The organism is Pseudomonas fluorescens (assembly GCF_002022275.1).
Lineage (GTDB): Bacteria > Pseudomonadota > Gammaproteobacteria > Pseudomonadales > Pseudomonadaceae > Aquipseudomonas > Aquipseudomonas fluorescens_AJ.
Window position 1 is genome coordinate 592,540 of sequence record NZ_MSDF01000016.1, and the last position, 14,859, is coordinate 607,398.

16 protein-coding genes are annotated in these 14,859 nt (G+C 62.2%); 8 read left to right on the forward strand and 8 right to left on the reverse strand.

All coding sequences use genetic code 11. From position 1 onward, the window contains the following. The first annotated feature begins 147 nt into the window (after positions 1-147). Positions 148-1,041, forward strand: a complete 894-nt coding sequence (locus BFW87_RS14685; RefSeq protein WP_078740498.1) for an alpha/beta hydrolase — start codon at positions 148-150, stop codon at positions 1,039-1,041. Here the strand turns inward: BFW87_RS14685 and BFW87_RS14690 are convergent. Beyond that, positions 986-2,323, reverse strand: a complete 1,338-nt coding sequence (locus tag BFW87_RS14690) for an MATE family efflux transporter (protein WP_078740499.1) — start codon at positions 2,321-2,323, stop codon at positions 986-988. The two genes, BFW87_RS14685 and BFW87_RS14690, sit on opposite strands and share 56 nt — an antisense overlap. A 170-nt stretch (positions 2,324-2,493) precedes the next feature. Beyond that, the gene (locus BFW87_RS14695) at positions 2,494-2,784 is read right to left on the reverse strand and encodes a hypothetical protein (protein WP_078740500.1); all 291 of its coding nucleotides are present in this window, start codon (positions 2,782-2,784) and stop codon (positions 2,494-2,496) included. A 244-nt stretch (positions 2,785-3,028) separates the two neighbouring features. On the opposite strand from BFW87_RS14695, the gene BFW87_RS14700 reads away from it, so the two are divergent. The 5 genes from BFW87_RS14700 (at position 3,029) to BFW87_RS14720 (ending at position 7,377) form a co-directional block, all read left to right on the forward strand. Then, the gene (locus tag BFW87_RS14700; RefSeq protein ID WP_078740501.1) at positions 3,029-3,337 is read left to right on the forward strand and encodes a MazG-like family protein; all 309 of its coding nucleotides are present in this window, start codon (positions 3,029-3,031) and stop codon (positions 3,335-3,337) included. Next, complete coding sequence (locus BFW87_RS14705; RefSeq protein WP_078740502.1) at positions 3,330-4,079, forward strand: methyltransferase; 750 nt, start codon at positions 3,330-3,332, stop codon at positions 4,077-4,079. The genes BFW87_RS14700 and BFW87_RS14705 overlap by 8 nt, the downstream gene beginning before the upstream one ends. Before the next feature lie 24 nt (positions 4,080-4,103). Further along, positions 4,104-4,706: a DUF4136 domain-containing protein gene (locus BFW87_RS14710; RefSeq protein WP_078740503.1), complete on the forward strand. Its 603-nt coding sequence runs from the start codon at positions 4,104-4,106 to the stop codon at positions 4,704-4,706. Between the two features lie 47 nt (positions 4,707-4,753). After that, a complete protein-coding gene (locus BFW87_RS14715) occupies positions 4,754-5,311 on the forward strand; it encodes a DUF4136 domain-containing protein (protein WP_078740504.1) in 558 nt (185 codons plus the stop codon). A gap of 122 nt (positions 5,312-5,433) precedes the next feature. Further along, positions 5,434-7,377 carry a pilus assembly protein TadG-related protein gene (locus BFW87_RS14720; protein WP_078740505.1) on the forward strand — a complete coding sequence of 648 codons (1,944 nt, stop codon included), beginning with the start codon at positions 5,434-5,436 and terminating at the stop codon, positions 7,375-7,377. Here the strand turns inward: BFW87_RS14720 and BFW87_RS14725 are convergent. Together BFW87_RS14725 and BFW87_RS14730 are read right to left on the reverse strand one after the other, a co-directional pair. Continuing rightward, positions 7,374-10,112 carry a PAS domain-containing sensor histidine kinase gene (locus BFW87_RS14725; RefSeq protein WP_078740506.1) on the reverse strand — a complete coding sequence of 913 codons (2,739 nt, stop codon included), beginning with the start codon at positions 10,110-10,112 and terminating at the stop codon, positions 7,374-7,376. The two genes, BFW87_RS14720 and BFW87_RS14725, sit on opposite strands and share 4 nt — an antisense overlap. Beyond that, positions 10,109-10,546 (reverse strand): TadE/TadG family type IV pilus assembly protein, encoded by a 438-nt coding sequence (locus BFW87_RS14730; protein WP_078740507.1) that lies wholly within the window; start codon positions 10,544-10,546, stop codon positions 10,109-10,111. Before BFW87_RS14730 ends, BFW87_RS14725 begins: the two co-directional genes overlap by 4 nt. A gap of 89 nt (positions 10,547-10,635) precedes the next feature. Between BFW87_RS14730 and BFW87_RS14735 the strand changes: the two genes are divergently transcribed. Both BFW87_RS14735 and BFW87_RS14740 read left to right on the forward strand, forming a co-directional pair. After that, entirely contained in the window at positions 10,636-11,067 is a 432-nt protein-coding gene (locus BFW87_RS14735; RefSeq protein ID WP_439848379.1) for a prepilin peptidase, read from the forward strand. A gap of 124 nt (positions 11,068-11,191) precedes the next feature. Further along, on the forward strand, positions 11,192-11,983 hold the full coding sequence (locus tag BFW87_RS14740) for a response regulator transcription factor (RefSeq protein WP_078740509.1): 792 nt from the start codon (positions 11,192-11,194) through the stop codon (positions 11,981-11,983). Between the two features lie 57 nt (positions 11,984-12,040). Here BFW87_RS14740 and BFW87_RS14745 read toward each other — a convergent pair whose 3' ends face one another. From BFW87_RS14745 to BFW87_RS14760, 4 genes are read right to left on the reverse strand one after another with little or no spacing between them, the layout of a single operon-like run. Continuing rightward, positions 12,041-12,313 carry a DUF3613 domain-containing protein gene (locus BFW87_RS14745; RefSeq protein WP_078740510.1) on the reverse strand — a complete coding sequence of 91 codons (273 nt, stop codon included), beginning with the start codon at positions 12,311-12,313 and terminating at the stop codon, positions 12,041-12,043. A gap of 10 nt (positions 12,314-12,323) precedes the next feature. Then, positions 12,324-13,049 (reverse strand): tetratricopeptide repeat protein, encoded by a 726-nt coding sequence (locus tag BFW87_RS14750; protein ID WP_078740511.1) that lies wholly within the window; start codon positions 13,047-13,049, stop codon positions 12,324-12,326. A gap of 10 nt (positions 13,050-13,059) precedes the next feature. Beyond that, positions 13,060-13,947, reverse strand: a complete 888-nt coding sequence (locus BFW87_RS14755; RefSeq protein WP_078740512.1) for a type II secretion system F family protein — start codon at positions 13,945-13,947, stop codon at positions 13,060-13,062. Position 13,948: 1 nt separating this feature from the next. Beyond that, positions 13,949-14,830, reverse strand: a complete 882-nt coding sequence (locus BFW87_RS14760) for a type II secretion system F family protein (protein ID WP_078740513.1) — start codon at positions 14,828-14,830, stop codon at positions 13,949-13,951. Positions 14,831-14,859: the final 29 nt, after the last annotated feature.

Consider the following 14,859-nt stretch of genomic DNA (forward strand, 5'->3'; position numbering starts at 1 on the left):
TGACACAAATCCCCTGTGGGAGCGGGCTTGCCCGCGATGGCGATGTATCAGTGCAGATTTTTTTGCCTGACACACCGCTATCGCAGGCAAGCCAGCTCCCACATGTGGACCTTCGTTTGGTAGTACCTTCCGTGTGAGGTCTGAACGATGTCGAGCAAACTCCTGCAAGCATTCACCCTCGCATTCGCCGCATGCCTCGCGGCCTGCTCCCCGATCAAAGTGCTCAACGCACTCACCCCCTCCAGCACCTTCAGCAAAACCTCGGCCATCGCTTACGGCGATGACCCACGGCAAAAGCTCGACATCTACCGCCCGGCCCCGGCCGTGACCAATGCCCCCGTCGTCGTGTTTTTCTACGGCGGCAGCTGGAACAGCGGCTCCAAAGATGACTACAGTTTCGTCGGCGAAGCCCTGGCCTCGCGCGGTATCGTGGTGGTCATCGCCGATTACCGGCTCTACCCCCAGGTGCGTTACCCCGCGTTTCTTCAGGACAACGCCAAAGCGGTGGCCTGGACGCACCAGCACATCGCCGACTACGGCGCCGACCCCACGCAGATGTATGTAATGGGCCACAGCTCCGGCGCTTATAACGCGTCGATGCTGGCGCTGGATCCGCGTTGGCTGAACGCCGTAGGCTTGTCGCCTTCAATCTTCAAAGGCTGGATCGGTCTTGCCGGGCCGTATGATTTCCTGCCGATTGAAAACCGCGACGTGCGGCCGGTGTTTTTCTTTCCGGACTCGCCGCCGGATTCCCAGCCGATCAACCACGTCAGCGCCGCTGCACCGCCAAGTCTGTTGATCGCCTCGAGGGACGACGACCTGGTCAACCCCACGCGCAATACCGGTGGGCTAGCCAATAAACTGCGGGCAGCGGGTGTGTCGGTTGAGGAGTTCTACTTCACCAGGACCAGCCACGCGACGCTGGTGGCGTCTATCGCCAAGCCGCTGCGCTGGCTCGCACCCGTGCTGGACCGCGTAACAGCGTTTATCCAAGCCACTGATTCTGCCGGTTCAAGCGCCAGGCAATCGCCCACAAAGTGAGGCTGCGCAAGGCCATGAACAGCAGGAACGTCAGCCACAGGCCGTGGTTGCCCAGGCCCTGCAAGGCCCAGGCGACTGGCAGCGTCAGTAGTACGGTGAGCAACATGCCGTTGCGCATTTCGCGGGCGCGGGTGGCGCCGATGAACAGGCCGTCGAGCAGGTAACTCCACACGGCAATCAATGGCAGTACTGCCAGATACGGCAGGTAGAGATCGGCGGTTTCGCGCACGCTGGGGATATCGGTCTGCATGGCGATAAACACATGCCCCGCGACCGTAAACAGCAGCGCGAAGCCAACACTGGCGATCAGTGACCAGCCGCCTGCCACCACCAGGGAACGACGCAGCGACTGGCGGTCGTGCGCGCCGATGGCATGGCCGCACAGCGCTTCGACCGCGTGGGCCAGGCCGTCCAGCGCGTGGGCGGTCAGCAGCAGGCCGTTGAGCAGCAAGGCGTTGGCGGCCACGGTGGCATCGCCCAGCCGCGCGCCTTGCACCGTGATCATGAAAAATACCGATTGCAGCGCGAGGCTGCGGATAAAAATGTCACGGTTGACCGCCAGCAGCGGACGCCAGCTCTCCCACACCTTCAAGGCCGCCCAGGCGATATGCCCGGGGTAGGCGCGCAGGGCTTTTTGCGTCAGGGCCAGGCCGAGCAGGGCGCCGGTCCATTCCGCCACGACGGAGGCGCGGGCCGAACCGACCACGCCCCAGTCCAGCCCGAGGACGAACCACAGGTTCAGGGCGATATTCACCAGGTTTGTCGTCAGCAAAATCGCCAGCGGCGCACGCGCGTTTTGTGTGCCGAGGAACCAGCCGACCAAGGCATAGCTGGCGAGTGCGGCGGGCAAGCCAAATAGCCGGGTGTGGAAAAAGTCCTGAGTCAGTTGATTGAGCTCGGGGGATGGCTGCATCCATTCCAGCGCCAGATGGCTCAGGGGAATGCCCACCGTGCCCAGCAGCATCGCCAGCCCCAGCGCGAGCAACAAACCCTGCAACAGGATCTGCCGCAATGCCGCGCCATCGTTACGCCCGGCAGCCTGGGCGGCGAAACCGGTGGAGCCCATGCGCAGAAAACCCATGGCCCAGGCGAGGAAGGTATACAGGCTGGCGCCGACGGCCACGGCGCCGAGCTGGTGAGCGTGGGGCAGGTGGCCGATGACCATGCTGTCGACCAGCGCCACCAGCGGCACCGAGATATTCGACAGGATCATCGGCGCGGCCAGGGCCCAGACGCGGCGATGGGTGGGGCGGTGGCGCCAGTCGGTGAGCAGGGTGGTCATGGAGGCTCCTTCGGGGGAGCCGCATTGTAACCATCCCTCATCCACAGAGGAGATCCAATGTGGGAGCTGGCTTGCCTGCGATAGCGGTAGGTCAGCGACTGGATGTTTGGCTGACCCACCGCCATCGCGGGCAAGCCCGGCTCCCACAGGAGATGGGGGAGGTTTGGCGATTAGTGGACGACCCAGCTCAGCAGCCACAGCCCCAGCATCAACCAGATGATGCCCATGATGATCGACGCCCGCATGAAGGCGCGTACGGCTGAGTACAACAGCATCAGGCCGATGATCAGGATGACGATGCTGATGATCGAAGTGTCCATGCCCAGGGCGCGGGACATGCCTGCGAGGAAGTCGCCGCCGGCATTGGAGAGCATATTGAACAGCCCGCTGAAGAACTCAACGACGTTGTGGATGATGAAGCCGAGTGCGTGACCCAGCCATCCGAAAAAGTCTGTCTGCATAGGTGTGTCTCGATGAATGGGTGGACGAAATTACCAGGACTGAACCTTTGGTCGCGACTGGGCGTGGCTAGTTCCGTCAAGCATAGAGGTTTAGCCGGGGGAATTTGCGATTAATCATGCTGCTCCTGTTTACCCGGTGTGCTCGTTCCAGTGTGGGAGCAGGCTTGCCCGCGATGGCACCCCAAAGGTTAACTTGCCTTCACGGCTGAACCCTCGGAAGCTATACACCTTCAGGAGCCCCCGCATGAACCTCGAACACCTCACCGAACGCCTGCATCGCATCCGCGATACCAACGACTGGAAGCAGTTCCACAGCCCGAAAAACCTGGCCATGGCCGCCAGCGTGGAAATGGCCGAGTTGGTGGAAATCTTCCAGTGGTTGACCGAAGACCAGTCGCGCCAGTTGCTCGCCGAGAAGCTCGCCCACGCCGGGCAGGAAGTCGGCGATATCGTGTTGTACCTGCTGTTGCTGTGCAGCGAGCTGGGCCTGGACATGAATGAGGTGGTGCGCGCCAAGCTGGCCGACAGCGAACGGCGGTTCGCCCATGAGTGACCGTCATTTCGACCAGTTGGCCACGCGCTTCGCCGAGAAGATCTACGGCGGCGCCAAGGGCGCGATTCGTTTGGCGGTGCTGCAAGCCGACCTGACCGAAGCCCTGCCAAAACGCCCATTACGTGTGCTGGATATTGGCGCGGGCCTGGGCCACATGTCGTTGTGGCTCGCCGAACAAGGCCATCAAGTGACCCTGGCCGAGCCCGCCGAGCCGATGCTCGAAGGCGCGCGTCAGCGCTTTGCCGACGCGGGCCAGAGCGCCACGTTTATCCATGCGCCCTGGCAAGAACTGCTTGGTCAACTCACCGAACCTTACGACCTGGTGCTGTGCCACGCCGTGCTTGAATGGCTGGCCGAACCCCACGCGATCCTGCCGGTGCTGCACCAGCTCACGGCGCCTGGCGGCCTGTTGTCGCTGGCGTTCTACAACCGCGATGCGCTGATTTACCGCAACCTGCTCAAAGGCCACTTCCGCAAAATGCGCAAGAACGACATGGCCGGCGAAAAGCAAAGCCTCACCCCGCAACAGCCGCTCGACCCGCGTGAGCTGGCGGCGCAACTCGAGGGGCTTTGGCAGGTCGAAAGCCAAAGTGGCGTGCGGGTATTCCACGACTATATGCCCGTGGAATTCCAGGCCCGCGCCGATTTACAGGACTTGTTGGAGATGGAACTCGCTCACCGTCGTCACCCAAGCTTTGCCGGACTTGGGCGTTATTTGCACTGGATTTGCCGTCCGGTTTAAGCGGCCCAGTCTGCGGAGGTCGAAATGCGTCGTCTCTGTTTAATCCTGTTGTCCCTCGGCTTGGGCGCCTGCTCCACGCCCAACCCTTACGTGGCCGCTTCGGCCCCGATGCCGCCGGCCCCGGCCCAGGCGGCGAATACCTTTGATGCCAGCGCCTACCCGGCGCCCGTGCGTGATTACGGTGCTTACCGCAGTTGGGGCTGGCTTAACGGCCAACTTCCAGCGGGCTCGGCCTGGGCGGACTCGGCGCAGATTGCCGAGGCGGTCAGTGGCGCGCTGGACCAGCGCGGTTTGCGCCCTTTGCATGACAACCGTGCGCCCGACCTGCTGGTCAGCGCCGACGTGCGTCTGGAGAAACGCCTCAAGCAAGTCCAGGACGACTATGGCTACGGTTATGGCGGCTACAACCGGTATGGCAACGGTTACGGCATGTACAACACGGTGCCGGTGGTACGCACCTATGAAGTGACGGTCGCGGTGGCGCGGATCAGCCTGTTCGACGGCCGTACCCGCCAGCCGGTCTGGAGCACCAGTGCCGAAACCGCCAGCCAGGGCAGCCTCAGCGAACGTGCTGATGCAATGCGCGAGGCGATGCAGAAGGCAATGACGGCCTATCCTCCCAGTTAACAGCTATTCTCATTTCAAGAACGGTTCGTCCTTTTTGGAGAAACACCATGCTTCGTCGCATTGCTGCACTTGCTGTTGTTGTATTGCTGGGCGGCTGCCAGACCAACCAGGTCAACCACGACTTTGATGCCAGTCGCGACTTCGGCGCCTACCGCAACTGGGCCTGGAAAGACCCGGCGCTGCAATATCGGCCGGATGACCCGCGCATCAAGAGTGACCTCACCGAGCAGCGCATCCGCCAGGCTGTGGGTGAACAACTCGACCAGCGTGGCCTGCGCCCTGCAGCGGCGGGCACCAAGGCTGACCTGAATGTGCAGACCTACCTGATCGTTGAAGACCGCCAGCAACAAGTCACCACCAACTACGGCGGCGCCTGGGGCGGCCCGTGGAATGGCTACTGGGGCGCGCCGATGTACAACGAAACGCGCAACATCACCTACAAAGTGGCGACCATCCAGATCGACCTGCTCGACGGCAAGGACGGCAAACTGGTGTGGCGCGGCAGTGACGAGCAGATGATGGCCAGCTCGCCCAATCCTCAGGACCGCGACACTGCGATTCGCACCACCGTCACCAAAATCCTTTCCAACTACCCGCCGCGCTAAACACTCACACGCTCAGGCGGGAGGCCTCCCGCCTGAGGCACTGAACTGGCAAGTTGCCAGCAGCCTTGCCATCCCTTGTCTACACTCCACACATCACCGGAGGGTAGGCGAAGGAGTGCGCGATGTCGTCCCGACTCGGTTCCAGGCAGCGTGGTGCGATAGGTCTGATGGCGGCGGCTACCCTGTCCCTTGCCCTGATATTCCTGTTGCTCGCGGTTGACAGTGGCCGCCTGTACCTGGAAAAACGCAAATTGCAGTCCATTGCCGACACGTCCGCACTTGAAGCGGCGGGCCTGGGGGGCCAATGCGGCAATGCCACCACGGCCAACACCTATGCCACGCAAAATGCCACACGTAATGGGTTCGTCGCGGGCGGCGCCCGGGCGTTGGTGGTGACCTGCGGCACGGTGTCCACCAATGCCGGCAAAACCCGCGTATTTACTCCCGATGCTGCCAAGAGCGAAGCGATCCGCGTGGTCGCCTCGCACACGGTGATGAGCAGCATCGCCAATGGCATCTGGAACCTGTTCAGTGGCGTGCCGATTGCCGCGCAAACCGTGTTGAGCGCGACGGCGGTGGCGGCGGTGGCGCCGCCTGTGGCGCAACTGACGATCCGCAGCAGCCTGGCAACGGTCGACTCGACCAAATCCCCGCTCTTGAACCTGGCCATCGGCAACTTGCTGGGTGGCAGCCTCACACTCACGGCGGCGGGCTGGAATGGCCTGTTGCAGACCAACGTCAACCTGCTCAGCTACCTGGACCAACTGGCGATCAACCTGAATGTGACGGCCGGCGACTACGATGCGTTGCTGAACACTGCCGTTTCCGCCACCCAATTGATCGACGCGGCGGTCAAAGTCCTGCAAAGAAACGGCGCGGCGGTGACTGCGGTGGTCAATGACGTGTTGTCGATTGAAGCGATCGCGCCCAATACCAAGCTGTTGACCGTGGGCGATCTGATCGACATCGCCAGCGGAACGCCAACGGCGGCGCTCAATACCAATGTGCAACTGTTCCAGCTGCTGGAGGCGGTCGCGCAGTTGTCCAGCAGCAAGAGCGCTGTGAGTGCCGGCGTTCAGGTCAGTATTCCACTGGTCGGCAACGTCACTATCCAAACCAAAGTCATTGAGGCGCCGCAACTTTCAGCCATCGGCAACCCCCTGCTGGCGAAGCGGGGGTTGCAGAATACTCCGCCCACGGATCAGATTTTTGTGCGCACCGCGCAAGTCAGGACGCTGGTGACGGTACAGGCACCGATCATCAAGGCGGTGTCCGGCGTTGCGTCGATATTGACCGGGCTTGGGACGCCCGTGTCTCAGGTCGTCAAAGGCCTGTTGAACCTGAATATTCCGGCTGTGGTCGGCGGGGTGTTATGCCTGGTGGCCTGTAATGTCACCGACGTTGATATCACCACGAGTTTGTCGATTTATATCGAAGCGGCCAGTGGCGAAAGCCATGTCACGGATTTCAACTGTGATGCGCCGGTCGCCAAGTCCCTGACCGTGCGGACCACCACGTCACTGGCAACGCTGGCAGTGGGGACGGTCGATCCGGTTGCCGCGTTTTCGTCAGCCGCACCGGTCGACGTGCAGCCGGTCAGGCTGGTCGATTTTGGCCAGCGGTTCTGCATTGTCGCGACCTTGCTGTGCAGCCCCACCCGGACGCCCGGTGTAGGCGGTGGCCTGACGCTTAAAGCGCTGTCCACCGTGGGCGCACAAACCACGCCGATGGTATTTTCGCCCGTGGCTGAGATGAACGCGCCGCCGACGTACCTCAGTGCGCCGGGTACCGCCAATATCGTCAACAGCCTGGGGGCGACGTTGAGCGGTTTGCAGGTGACGTACGTGCCTCCCAGCGGCACCGTGTCCAATGGCGCCCTGGCCGGGGTCGCGGGTCTGCTGACGACCATCACCAACGCACTGGTCGGGCTGATCCAGAATGTGCTCTCGCCCATCCTGGACCCCATTGTGAATACCTTGCTGAGCGCGCTGGGCATCAAACTGGGCAACGCTGAAGTGGGCGCCAACCTCACCTGTCACATGGGCCGCGCGTACCTGGTGATTTAAGCCTGGGCGATCGGCAGTTCGACGCAAAACCTTGCGCCTGCCTCGCCGTTGGTCACGCTGAGGCGCCCGCCCATGTTTTCCACGATTCCGTAACTGACCGACAGCCCCAGCCCGGTGCCCACGCCAATCGGTTTGGTGGTGAAAAACGGCTCGAAAATGCGCTCCAGCAACCGTGGGTCGATACCTCCGCCGTTGTCTTCGACCCAGATGCGTACGTGGCGGCTGTCGTGTTCGCTGTGCACGGCAATCCACGGACGCAGGTCCGCGCGTTGTTCACGCTGGCTCAGCAGCGCATCGCGGGCGTTGACCAACAGGTTGATCAGCACCTGCTCCAGTTGGTCCACGTAGCCTTTGACCTGCACCTGGAAGTCCACCGGGGTCACCCGCACCTCCACGCCTTTGCCGCGCAGGCCTTCGCTGAGCAGTGCCAGCGTGCCCTCCATGGCCTGTGTCGGGTCGAAAGGTTGCTGCTCGATTTCCGAGCGCCGGCCGAACACCCGCATGTGGTCGACTACCCGTGCAGCCCGTTGGACCTGGGTGTCGATCCGCCGGAGTTTTTCGACGAGGTAGTCCAGTTGCACATCGCCGCTTTCCAGGCGCTTGAGTACGTTGGCGATGGCCATGCGCATCACGTTCAGCGGCTGGTTGATCTCGTGGGCAAGGCCGGTGGCCATTTCGCCCAGGGTGGCCATTTTTGCGCTTTGGGTCAGTTGCTGCTGGGAACGGCGTACTTCGGTGTTGTCGCGGCCCACCGCCTGGACCTCGATCAACTCACCGTTCTCATCAAAAACACCCCGGTCGGACCACACCCACCAGGCATGCTCGCGGCCTGGCAGTTGCAGGCTGATTTCGGCGGTACTCACAGGAAACTCCGGGGTCAACTGGCGGATGCGCTGCACAAAGGCTTCGCGTTGTTGCGGCGAGAGCCATTGGCCCAGATCCATGCCCGGCAGTTGTGCCGGTGCGCATTCCAGGTAGTTGGCCAGCGGTGTATTACCGAAGGTCAACTGCAGATCGGGGCGATAGCGGCAGATCATCGCCGGTGAGTCCTCCACCAAAATGCGATAGCGCTCTTCACTCTGGCGCATCTGTTCGCTTGCCTGGGTTGCCTCGGTGACGTCCAGCCACAGGCCGACGGCTTCCACCGGCAGGCCGAGGTCGTCGCGCAGCAACTTGGCCTCGTCCAGCAGCCAGTGGTAGTCGCCCTGTTTGTCGCGTACCCGGTAGCGGCTGCGCACCGTGCCTTCGCGCAGCAGCTGGCGGGTGCGTTCGAAGTAGAGGTCGCGGTCTGCCGGGTGAATCAGGGAGGCCAGCGTGTCCTCGCTGAAATCGGCCAGGGTCCAGCCCAGCAGCGGCATCAGGCTGTCGCTGAAGAAGGCCGGGTGCAGCGCACCGTTGGCGTAGCGTTGCACGTAGATCACGGCCGGTGAGCTGGCGATCAGGTTGTCCAGGCGGGCATGGGCGGCAGCGGCCTGCAATTGCTGGTTCTTGATGTCGCTGATGTCGAGCATGAAACCGACCCAGCGTCGATGGTCGCCCGTCCCCAGCACTTGGCCTTGTACGCGGTACCAGATCGGGTTCTGCTCGGCATCCGTGCGTTGCAGGCGTACGCCTGTGAGCAAGGTTTTGCCCAGCGCCTGCAAGTCCTGCAGTCGGCTGTTGAGCTCCTGGCGGTCGGCGGGGTGGATCAGCTCCAGCCAGGTGCCAAGGGCCTGGCGTGCCGGGCCATCCTCCTGGCTCAGGCTGCGCAGCAGTTGGGGCGCGAGCTGGATCTCATCGGTGGCGGGCAACAACTCCCACCAGCCGGTGCCGAGCAAGCCTTGCAGGGCTTCCACGCGCTCAAGTTGCTGGTGGTGACGTTGTTCGCGCAGGCGGCTCAACAGCGGGGCGGCGAGGGCAGCGCACAGGTTGAGCCAGTCGCGTTCGCCGGTCTGTGGCTCACCGCTGTAAAAACCGCAGAGCAACCAGGCCGCTACGCCCCGGCTATCCCGATAGGGCACCAGCAAGCCTTCGGCGTTGCCAAACACGCTGTGCAGACGCGGGTTATCGCTGCGCCCCTGGGCGGCGTCCAGGCTCAGCGGGGTGTTGCCATTGGCGCTGTCCAGGCAGGTGCCCAGGCCTTGGCCGGTGTGCCACAAGGCCGGTGCATCGTGGGCCGCATACTGGCTGTGGATTCGCCAACCCTGGTCTTCCTCATCCAGCAGCGCCATGGCCACACAGGGGATGTGCCAGCGCTGTGCCAGGCTGCGCAGGTGCTCGGTGAAGACCTCCTGCAACCGGTTCAGGCTGCACACGCGCAGCTGTTCGCTCATCAGGCAGGCGAGTTGATGATTCTGCTCGCGCTGCTGCGCGCGTTGTCGGCCCGCCAGCAAGTCGCCGACGTCGATCAGGTGCAAGGTCCAGCCGTCGCCGTCGGGCTCAAGCGCGCCTCGTGTGTGCAGGGTCTGGCCGCCGGCGCCCTGGAAATCCAGGTCCAGGGCGTGCCGTTGCCAGTCGCCCGGGTTGCCTTCGAGGCTCACCGCGCGCGCGTCGCACAGCAGGGTCTGCAACCGCGGGCCGGGTTCGTTGAGCAGGTGCTGGGCGAGTTGTGCGCGCAGCGTGCCCGCGATGCTGAGCACGCGGCCGTGCGGGTCCAGATGCAGTTGCAGGCCCACGTCGGGCGCCGCCGGCGCCCCGAGCGCCAGGGCCTCGTTGCGGCCCAGCAGGCGAGCGAACAGTTTATCCCCCGGCGTCAAAACTGCAGGCTCGAAGTGGCGACGAGGTTGGTCGGCAAGTTAGGCACCGTGCCGATGACGGGCAGTACCAGCGCCGGTAGCACGGCCTTGAGACTGGAAGAGGGGTACGTGACGGTGACCGTCAGCAACTTGTTGGTGTAGGTCACATTGATGTACTGGGGCAGGAACTTCAACGACCCGGGGATCCAGTTCAACTGGGCTTGTGCAGCCTCTTTTGCACGCTGGATGACCACGGCATCGTAGTTGCTGGCAGCCGGGTCGACAGACACGCTGCGCCTCACGCCCTCTGCCGCGGCGTGATGAAACGACTGCATCAGCAGCAGTGGCAGGCTATAGCTGAGCAACCCGTAAAACACGCCAAAAAAAATCACGAAGACCAAGGCAAACTCGATCGCCGCTGCACCTTTTTGCTTCCCGGGGAGGCCTGTTTTCATGACTGCGTCTACCCTGACGGCTAGTACTTGATATCAGCATAGAATCATTCAGCGAAAAGGGACGTTTTTCCGTGATGCAAGGCGTAGTGATGATGCTCTGGCTGGGGCTCTGTGCGGTGCAGGACTGTCGGCAGCGGCAGATTTCCAACGGGCTGACGATCGGCGTGGCGCTGGGGGCGTTGATTTACCTGCTGTGGACCGGCGTCACCTGGCTCGGCTCGCCGGCCAGATATGGCGGTCTGGCCTTTGCGTTGGCGCTGTTGCTGACACTGCCGGGTTACGCGCTAGGCCGCTTTGGCGCTGGCGATGTGAAATTGCTGGCCGCGTTGGGTCTGGCCTCCAATACCGACTATTTACTGGGCTCTTTGGTGGGCGCTGGACTGGGGTTTGCGGTGTGGGGCCTTGTGCGTCAAAGGCTTAGCGCGCGTGTGGAGAACCTGTCTGGCGAGGCGTCAACGAAACTGCCTTTTGCACCGTTCGTATTGACAGGTTTTGTCGCCAGCTGGTTTTGGATCCATTAGTCGAACGTTCCACCTACTGCTATGTACATAGTCGGAAAGTAGAGCTACGTTTATTGAGTGGATATGTAGGAATCTTCGTCAAAAAGGATAGGTCGTTATCTGGCTGCCATGCATGGAGTAGCGCGTGAACAAGCTTACGTCAGCAGTAAAAGTGCTCGTAGTCGATGATCAACCATTGATCGTGGAAGAGCTCTGCGAATTTCTCGAAAGCAGCGGGTACCGTTGTGTCCCGTGTCAGTCCAGCCAGGAGGCAGTACAGCGTTTCAGCGATGACGCGCAGATCGGTCTGGTACTGTGCGACCTGCACATGCCGGACATGGACGGTATCGAACTGGTTCAGGCGTTGCAGCGCATCGCCGGCAAGCGTCGGGCGTTCGAGGCGATCATGCTCACCGGTCGCGCCGATAAACAGGATGTGATCAAGGCCCTGCGTGCCGGAATTTCGGATTACTACCAGAAGCCGATCAACCTTGCGGAGCTGCTCGAAGGCCTGCAACGCCAGGAGACGGCGCTGGAGGAACGGCAGAAAGAGTTGCAGCTGGGCACGCTGAACCAGAAGCTGCAGTACCTCTCCGAATCCATCAATGACTTGTATCAGGACCTCGACAAGGCGCGCCGCAGCCCTGGCTCCGGGATGGTCGAGGCCGACGGTGAACTGTCTGCCGAAGACGTCGCGCCCGTGGAAATTCCGACAATCTTTCACCAGCTGTCTCCGCGCCAATTGGACGTGGCGCGGCTGGTGGGCAAAGGCCAGACCAATTACCAGATTGCCTGTGAGTTGGGGATTACCGAAAACACCGTCAAGTTGTATGTCTCTCAGGTGTTGCGTCTGACCCACATGCATAACCGCACTCAGCTTGCACTGGCATTGTCGCCGAGCAATTCGGCCATGCGCCAGCGTGTGACGGCACACTGACAGCATCAAAAAGAGGAGGGCGCTTGCGCGTTTCCTCCTCTTTTATGCGGCGCTCGCTTACTTGCTCCCACTCTGCGCACTGCCCCCCACTTTCTGGTCGAAAAACTCCGGAATCGGGTGTTTGTTGCTGTCCAGCCAGCGCTTCAATGCCTGCTCGCGTTCTGCCGGGGTGGTTGCCTGGGGGTTGGCGGACGCCACGCTCCCGCTGAGTTGCAGCGCCATCCAGTGTTCGGTCTCGGCCTGCTGCGGGGACGATGGCCCGGGCTCGATTGCCTGCGCCGCGAAAGGCAGTGCCAGCACCATCAGGCCAGCGAGGAAGTGCAGTTTCATCATCAACTCCTTATTTCGCCGTGGCCGGCAGCACGTCGCCGACGGTCGCCACTTGATCTTTGGATGGGCGCGCGGTTGCAGGGCGTGAGGCCTTGAGTTTTCCTGCCCGCGACTGGGCTTCGTTGACTTGTGCCGGGCTCAGGCCGAGCTGACTGACCAGTTGCGCCGCCTGCCCCCAGTTGCCCTGGTAGATCAGCAGAGTGACCAGATTGACGGCGGCCAGTGGGTCACTCTGCTTCAGCTCAATGGCCGTCAAAAACTCAAAGCGCGCGTCTTCAAGGCGCAACTGGTCGAGGTAAACCACGCCCAAATCATTGCGGATTTTTTCGTCGGTGGGCGCCAGCCGCGCAGCGCGTTGCAAGTGCTCCATGGCCTGGCCGTTGTCGCCCTTGGCCGAGGCCAGTTGCCCCAGGCCATGTTCACCGTCGGCGGCCAGGCACGTGCCGAGCAGGCTGCGATACAGCGGCTCTGCCTCGTTGCGGCCCAGCAAACGGTAGGCGCGGGCTTTGCGCTGGCGCACTTGGGGCAGTGCGTCGGGCAGGCTTTGCAAGTTGGCGAGGCTGGCGTGCAGCTTGCCTTCATTGGCCATGTCATCCGCCAGGTTCAATGCCAGTTCCTGGTCCGAGCCCGGTTTGGGGCAACTGCCGGGAGACATCAGCCCCGCCCAAGGCGACTGGCCGTTGGCGGCACAACCGCCGAGTATCAGCAGGCTGACTGCGACAATCAGTATTTTCATCAAGCGCTCCTCAAAAGGTATTCAGGGCTCGGGAAATGGCGATAAAGGCCGGGCCCCCGAGAACAATCAACAGGGCAGGAAACAGGAACACCATCATCACCACGGACATCTTTGCCGACATTTTCGAAATGTATTCCTGCAAGCGCGTGAGGCGCCGGTCGTCGAGCAATTGCTTGAGCGCCAGCAGCGATTTCATCGCACCACCGCCTTGTTGGATCAATTGCTGAAGGATGATGCAGGTGTCGGTGAATTCATCCACGGCCAGCAACCGTGAGGTCTTGCCCAGCTCCTCCGACAGCTCAAGGCCGGAGTCAACGCGCGTCAGAATGATGCGCAGCTCGTGGGTCAGGTCGGGGAGCAGGCGCTGTGCTTCGATGCTCAACACGCGCAGCGATTGTTCAACCGCCATGCCCGATTCAAACAGAATGCGCAGCAACGGGATGAACGTTGAAATCTCTTGCGAGATGCGTTTTTGCCGATGTTGTGCGGCGGCGGCCAGGATGCGTTTGGGTAACAGGTAGCCGATGCCCACGGCAATCAATGGCGCGATCCACGGTGACCCGACTTTGGGGAACAGCAGTTGCTGGCCGAGCAGGGTCAAGCCCAGCAGCACGATGGGCACGCCGATCTGGCAGGCGGCAAACATCGAACGCTGGCTCGCCTTGCGCCAGCCGACGCGGTTGAGCAGGGTTTGGGTTTCGTTGTCGAGGCTGACCGAACGCTGTGCCAAGGGGCTCGCGCCCAGTTGGCGCATCAGGCTGCCGAGTTTGTCTTCGCGGGTCAGTTGGCCTTGCAGGCGTTGGGTAACCATGCGCCGGCGGCGGCGTTGCTCCAGCGAGTGGCCCGCGATGACGGCGACGGCGGCGAGCAACAGCAGGACGCTGATCAGGAAGGCCATCTCAAATACTCCGCAACATGCGCCACATGATGAAGGTGCCCGTCATGTCGATCGCCAGAGCGCCGAGCAGCATGTAGCGGCCTGAGTCGTCGTTCCACATGGTCATCAGGTAGCCCGGGTTGACCGTCAGAAAGTACGCGACCATGGCGATTGGCAAACCGGCCAGCACGTAAGCAGTCATGCGCGTTTCACCGGTCATGGCCTTGAGCTGACGGGCGCCTTGTTCGCGCTCGCGAATCATCTTCATCAGGTTTTCCAGCAGCTCGCTGGCATTGCCGCCATAGCGGTGGTTGACCTTCAAACCAAGGGCGAACAGGCGGAATTCATCGCGCTCGTAAAATTCGGCAAAATCATTGGCCGAGTCCGGCAGGCTCACGCCCATCTGGACGTTGCGCTGGATACGGCCCATTGCCTCTTTGAGCGGGTCTTCAATATTCTCGATGCCGCCCAGTACTGCGTCTGCCAAGGTGCGCCCCGACTTCAAGCTGCGTACGCTGTGGTCGAGCATTTGCGGCAGCTGCTCAATCATGCGCTGGACGCGCCGTTGGTAACGCCACGCGATATACAGGCGCAACACCAGTGGCGGCAGCACGAGCATCGCCAGCAAGCCCAGCCACTGCGCCAGCACATATCCCAGCATGACGCCCAACACCCAGCCGGCCAGCCATAGGCCGAGGCGGTCGGTGGGTTTGCCCAGGCCTGCGCGCTGGAACATGCGCTCAATGGCTGTCCAGCTGCTGTTGGGTTCTTGCGGCACCGGTTGGCCGTCGGCGAGGCGTTCCAGCACGCGGTCGGTGCCGGCCTGGCGCAAGCCGTTTTGAAACAGCCGAAGCGACAAGCCGATCAGGATGATGCAGATGAGCAGCAGGATCATTCCGGTCATCAGGCGTGTCTCCTTTCTACAGCGACAGT

Bases quoted from the DNA above. Each gene is read 5' to 3' on its own strand.
- BFW87_RS14760 (WP_078740513.1), bottom strand. From the start codon at position 14,830: ATGACCGGAATGATCCTGCTGCTCATCTGCATCATCCTGATCGGCTTG.
- BFW87_RS14735 (WP_439848379.1), top strand. From the start codon at position 10,636: ATGATGCTCTGGCTGGGGCTCTGTGCGGTGCAGGACTGTCGGCAGCGG.
- BFW87_RS14695 (WP_078740500.1), bottom strand. From the start codon at position 2,784: ATGCAGACAGACTTTTTCGGATGGCTGGGTCACGCACTCGGCTTCATC.
- BFW87_RS14715 (WP_078740504.1), top strand. From the start codon at position 4,754: ATGCTTCGTCGCATTGCTGCACTTGCTGTTGTTGTATTGCTGGGCGGC.
- BFW87_RS14745 (WP_078740510.1), bottom strand. From the start codon at position 12,313: ATGAAACTGCACTTCCTCGCTGGCCTGATGGTGCTGGCACTGCCTTTC.
- BFW87_RS14705 (WP_078740502.1), top strand. From the start codon at position 3,330: ATGAGTGACCGTCATTTCGACCAGTTGGCCACGCGCTTCGCCGAGAAG.
- BFW87_RS14720 (WP_078740505.1), top strand. From the start codon at position 5,434: ATGTCGTCCCGACTCGGTTCCAGGCAGCGTGGTGCGATAGGTCTGATG.
- BFW87_RS14700 (WP_078740501.1), top strand. From the start codon at position 3,029: ATGAACCTCGAACACCTCACCGAACGCCTGCATCGCATCCGCGATACC.
- BFW87_RS14730 (WP_078740507.1), bottom strand. From the start codon at position 10,546: ATGAAAACAGGCCTCCCCGGGAAGCAAAAAGGTGCAGCGGCGATCGAG.
- BFW87_RS14710 (WP_078740503.1), top strand. From the start codon at position 4,104: ATGCGTCGTCTCTGTTTAATCCTGTTGTCCCTCGGCTTGGGCGCCTGC.
- BFW87_RS14690 (WP_078740499.1), bottom strand. From the start codon at position 2,323: ATGACCACCCTGCTCACCGACTGGCGCCACCGCCCCACCCATCGCCGC.
- BFW87_RS14755 (WP_078740512.1), bottom strand. From the start codon at position 13,947: ATGGCCTTCCTGATCAGCGTCCTGCTGTTGCTCGCCGCCGTCGCCGTC.
- BFW87_RS14685 (WP_078740498.1), top strand. From the start codon at position 148: ATGTCGAGCAAACTCCTGCAAGCATTCACCCTCGCATTCGCCGCATGC.
- BFW87_RS14750 (WP_078740511.1), bottom strand. From the start codon at position 13,049: ATGAAAATACTGATTGTCGCAGTCAGCCTGCTGATACTCGGCGGTTGT.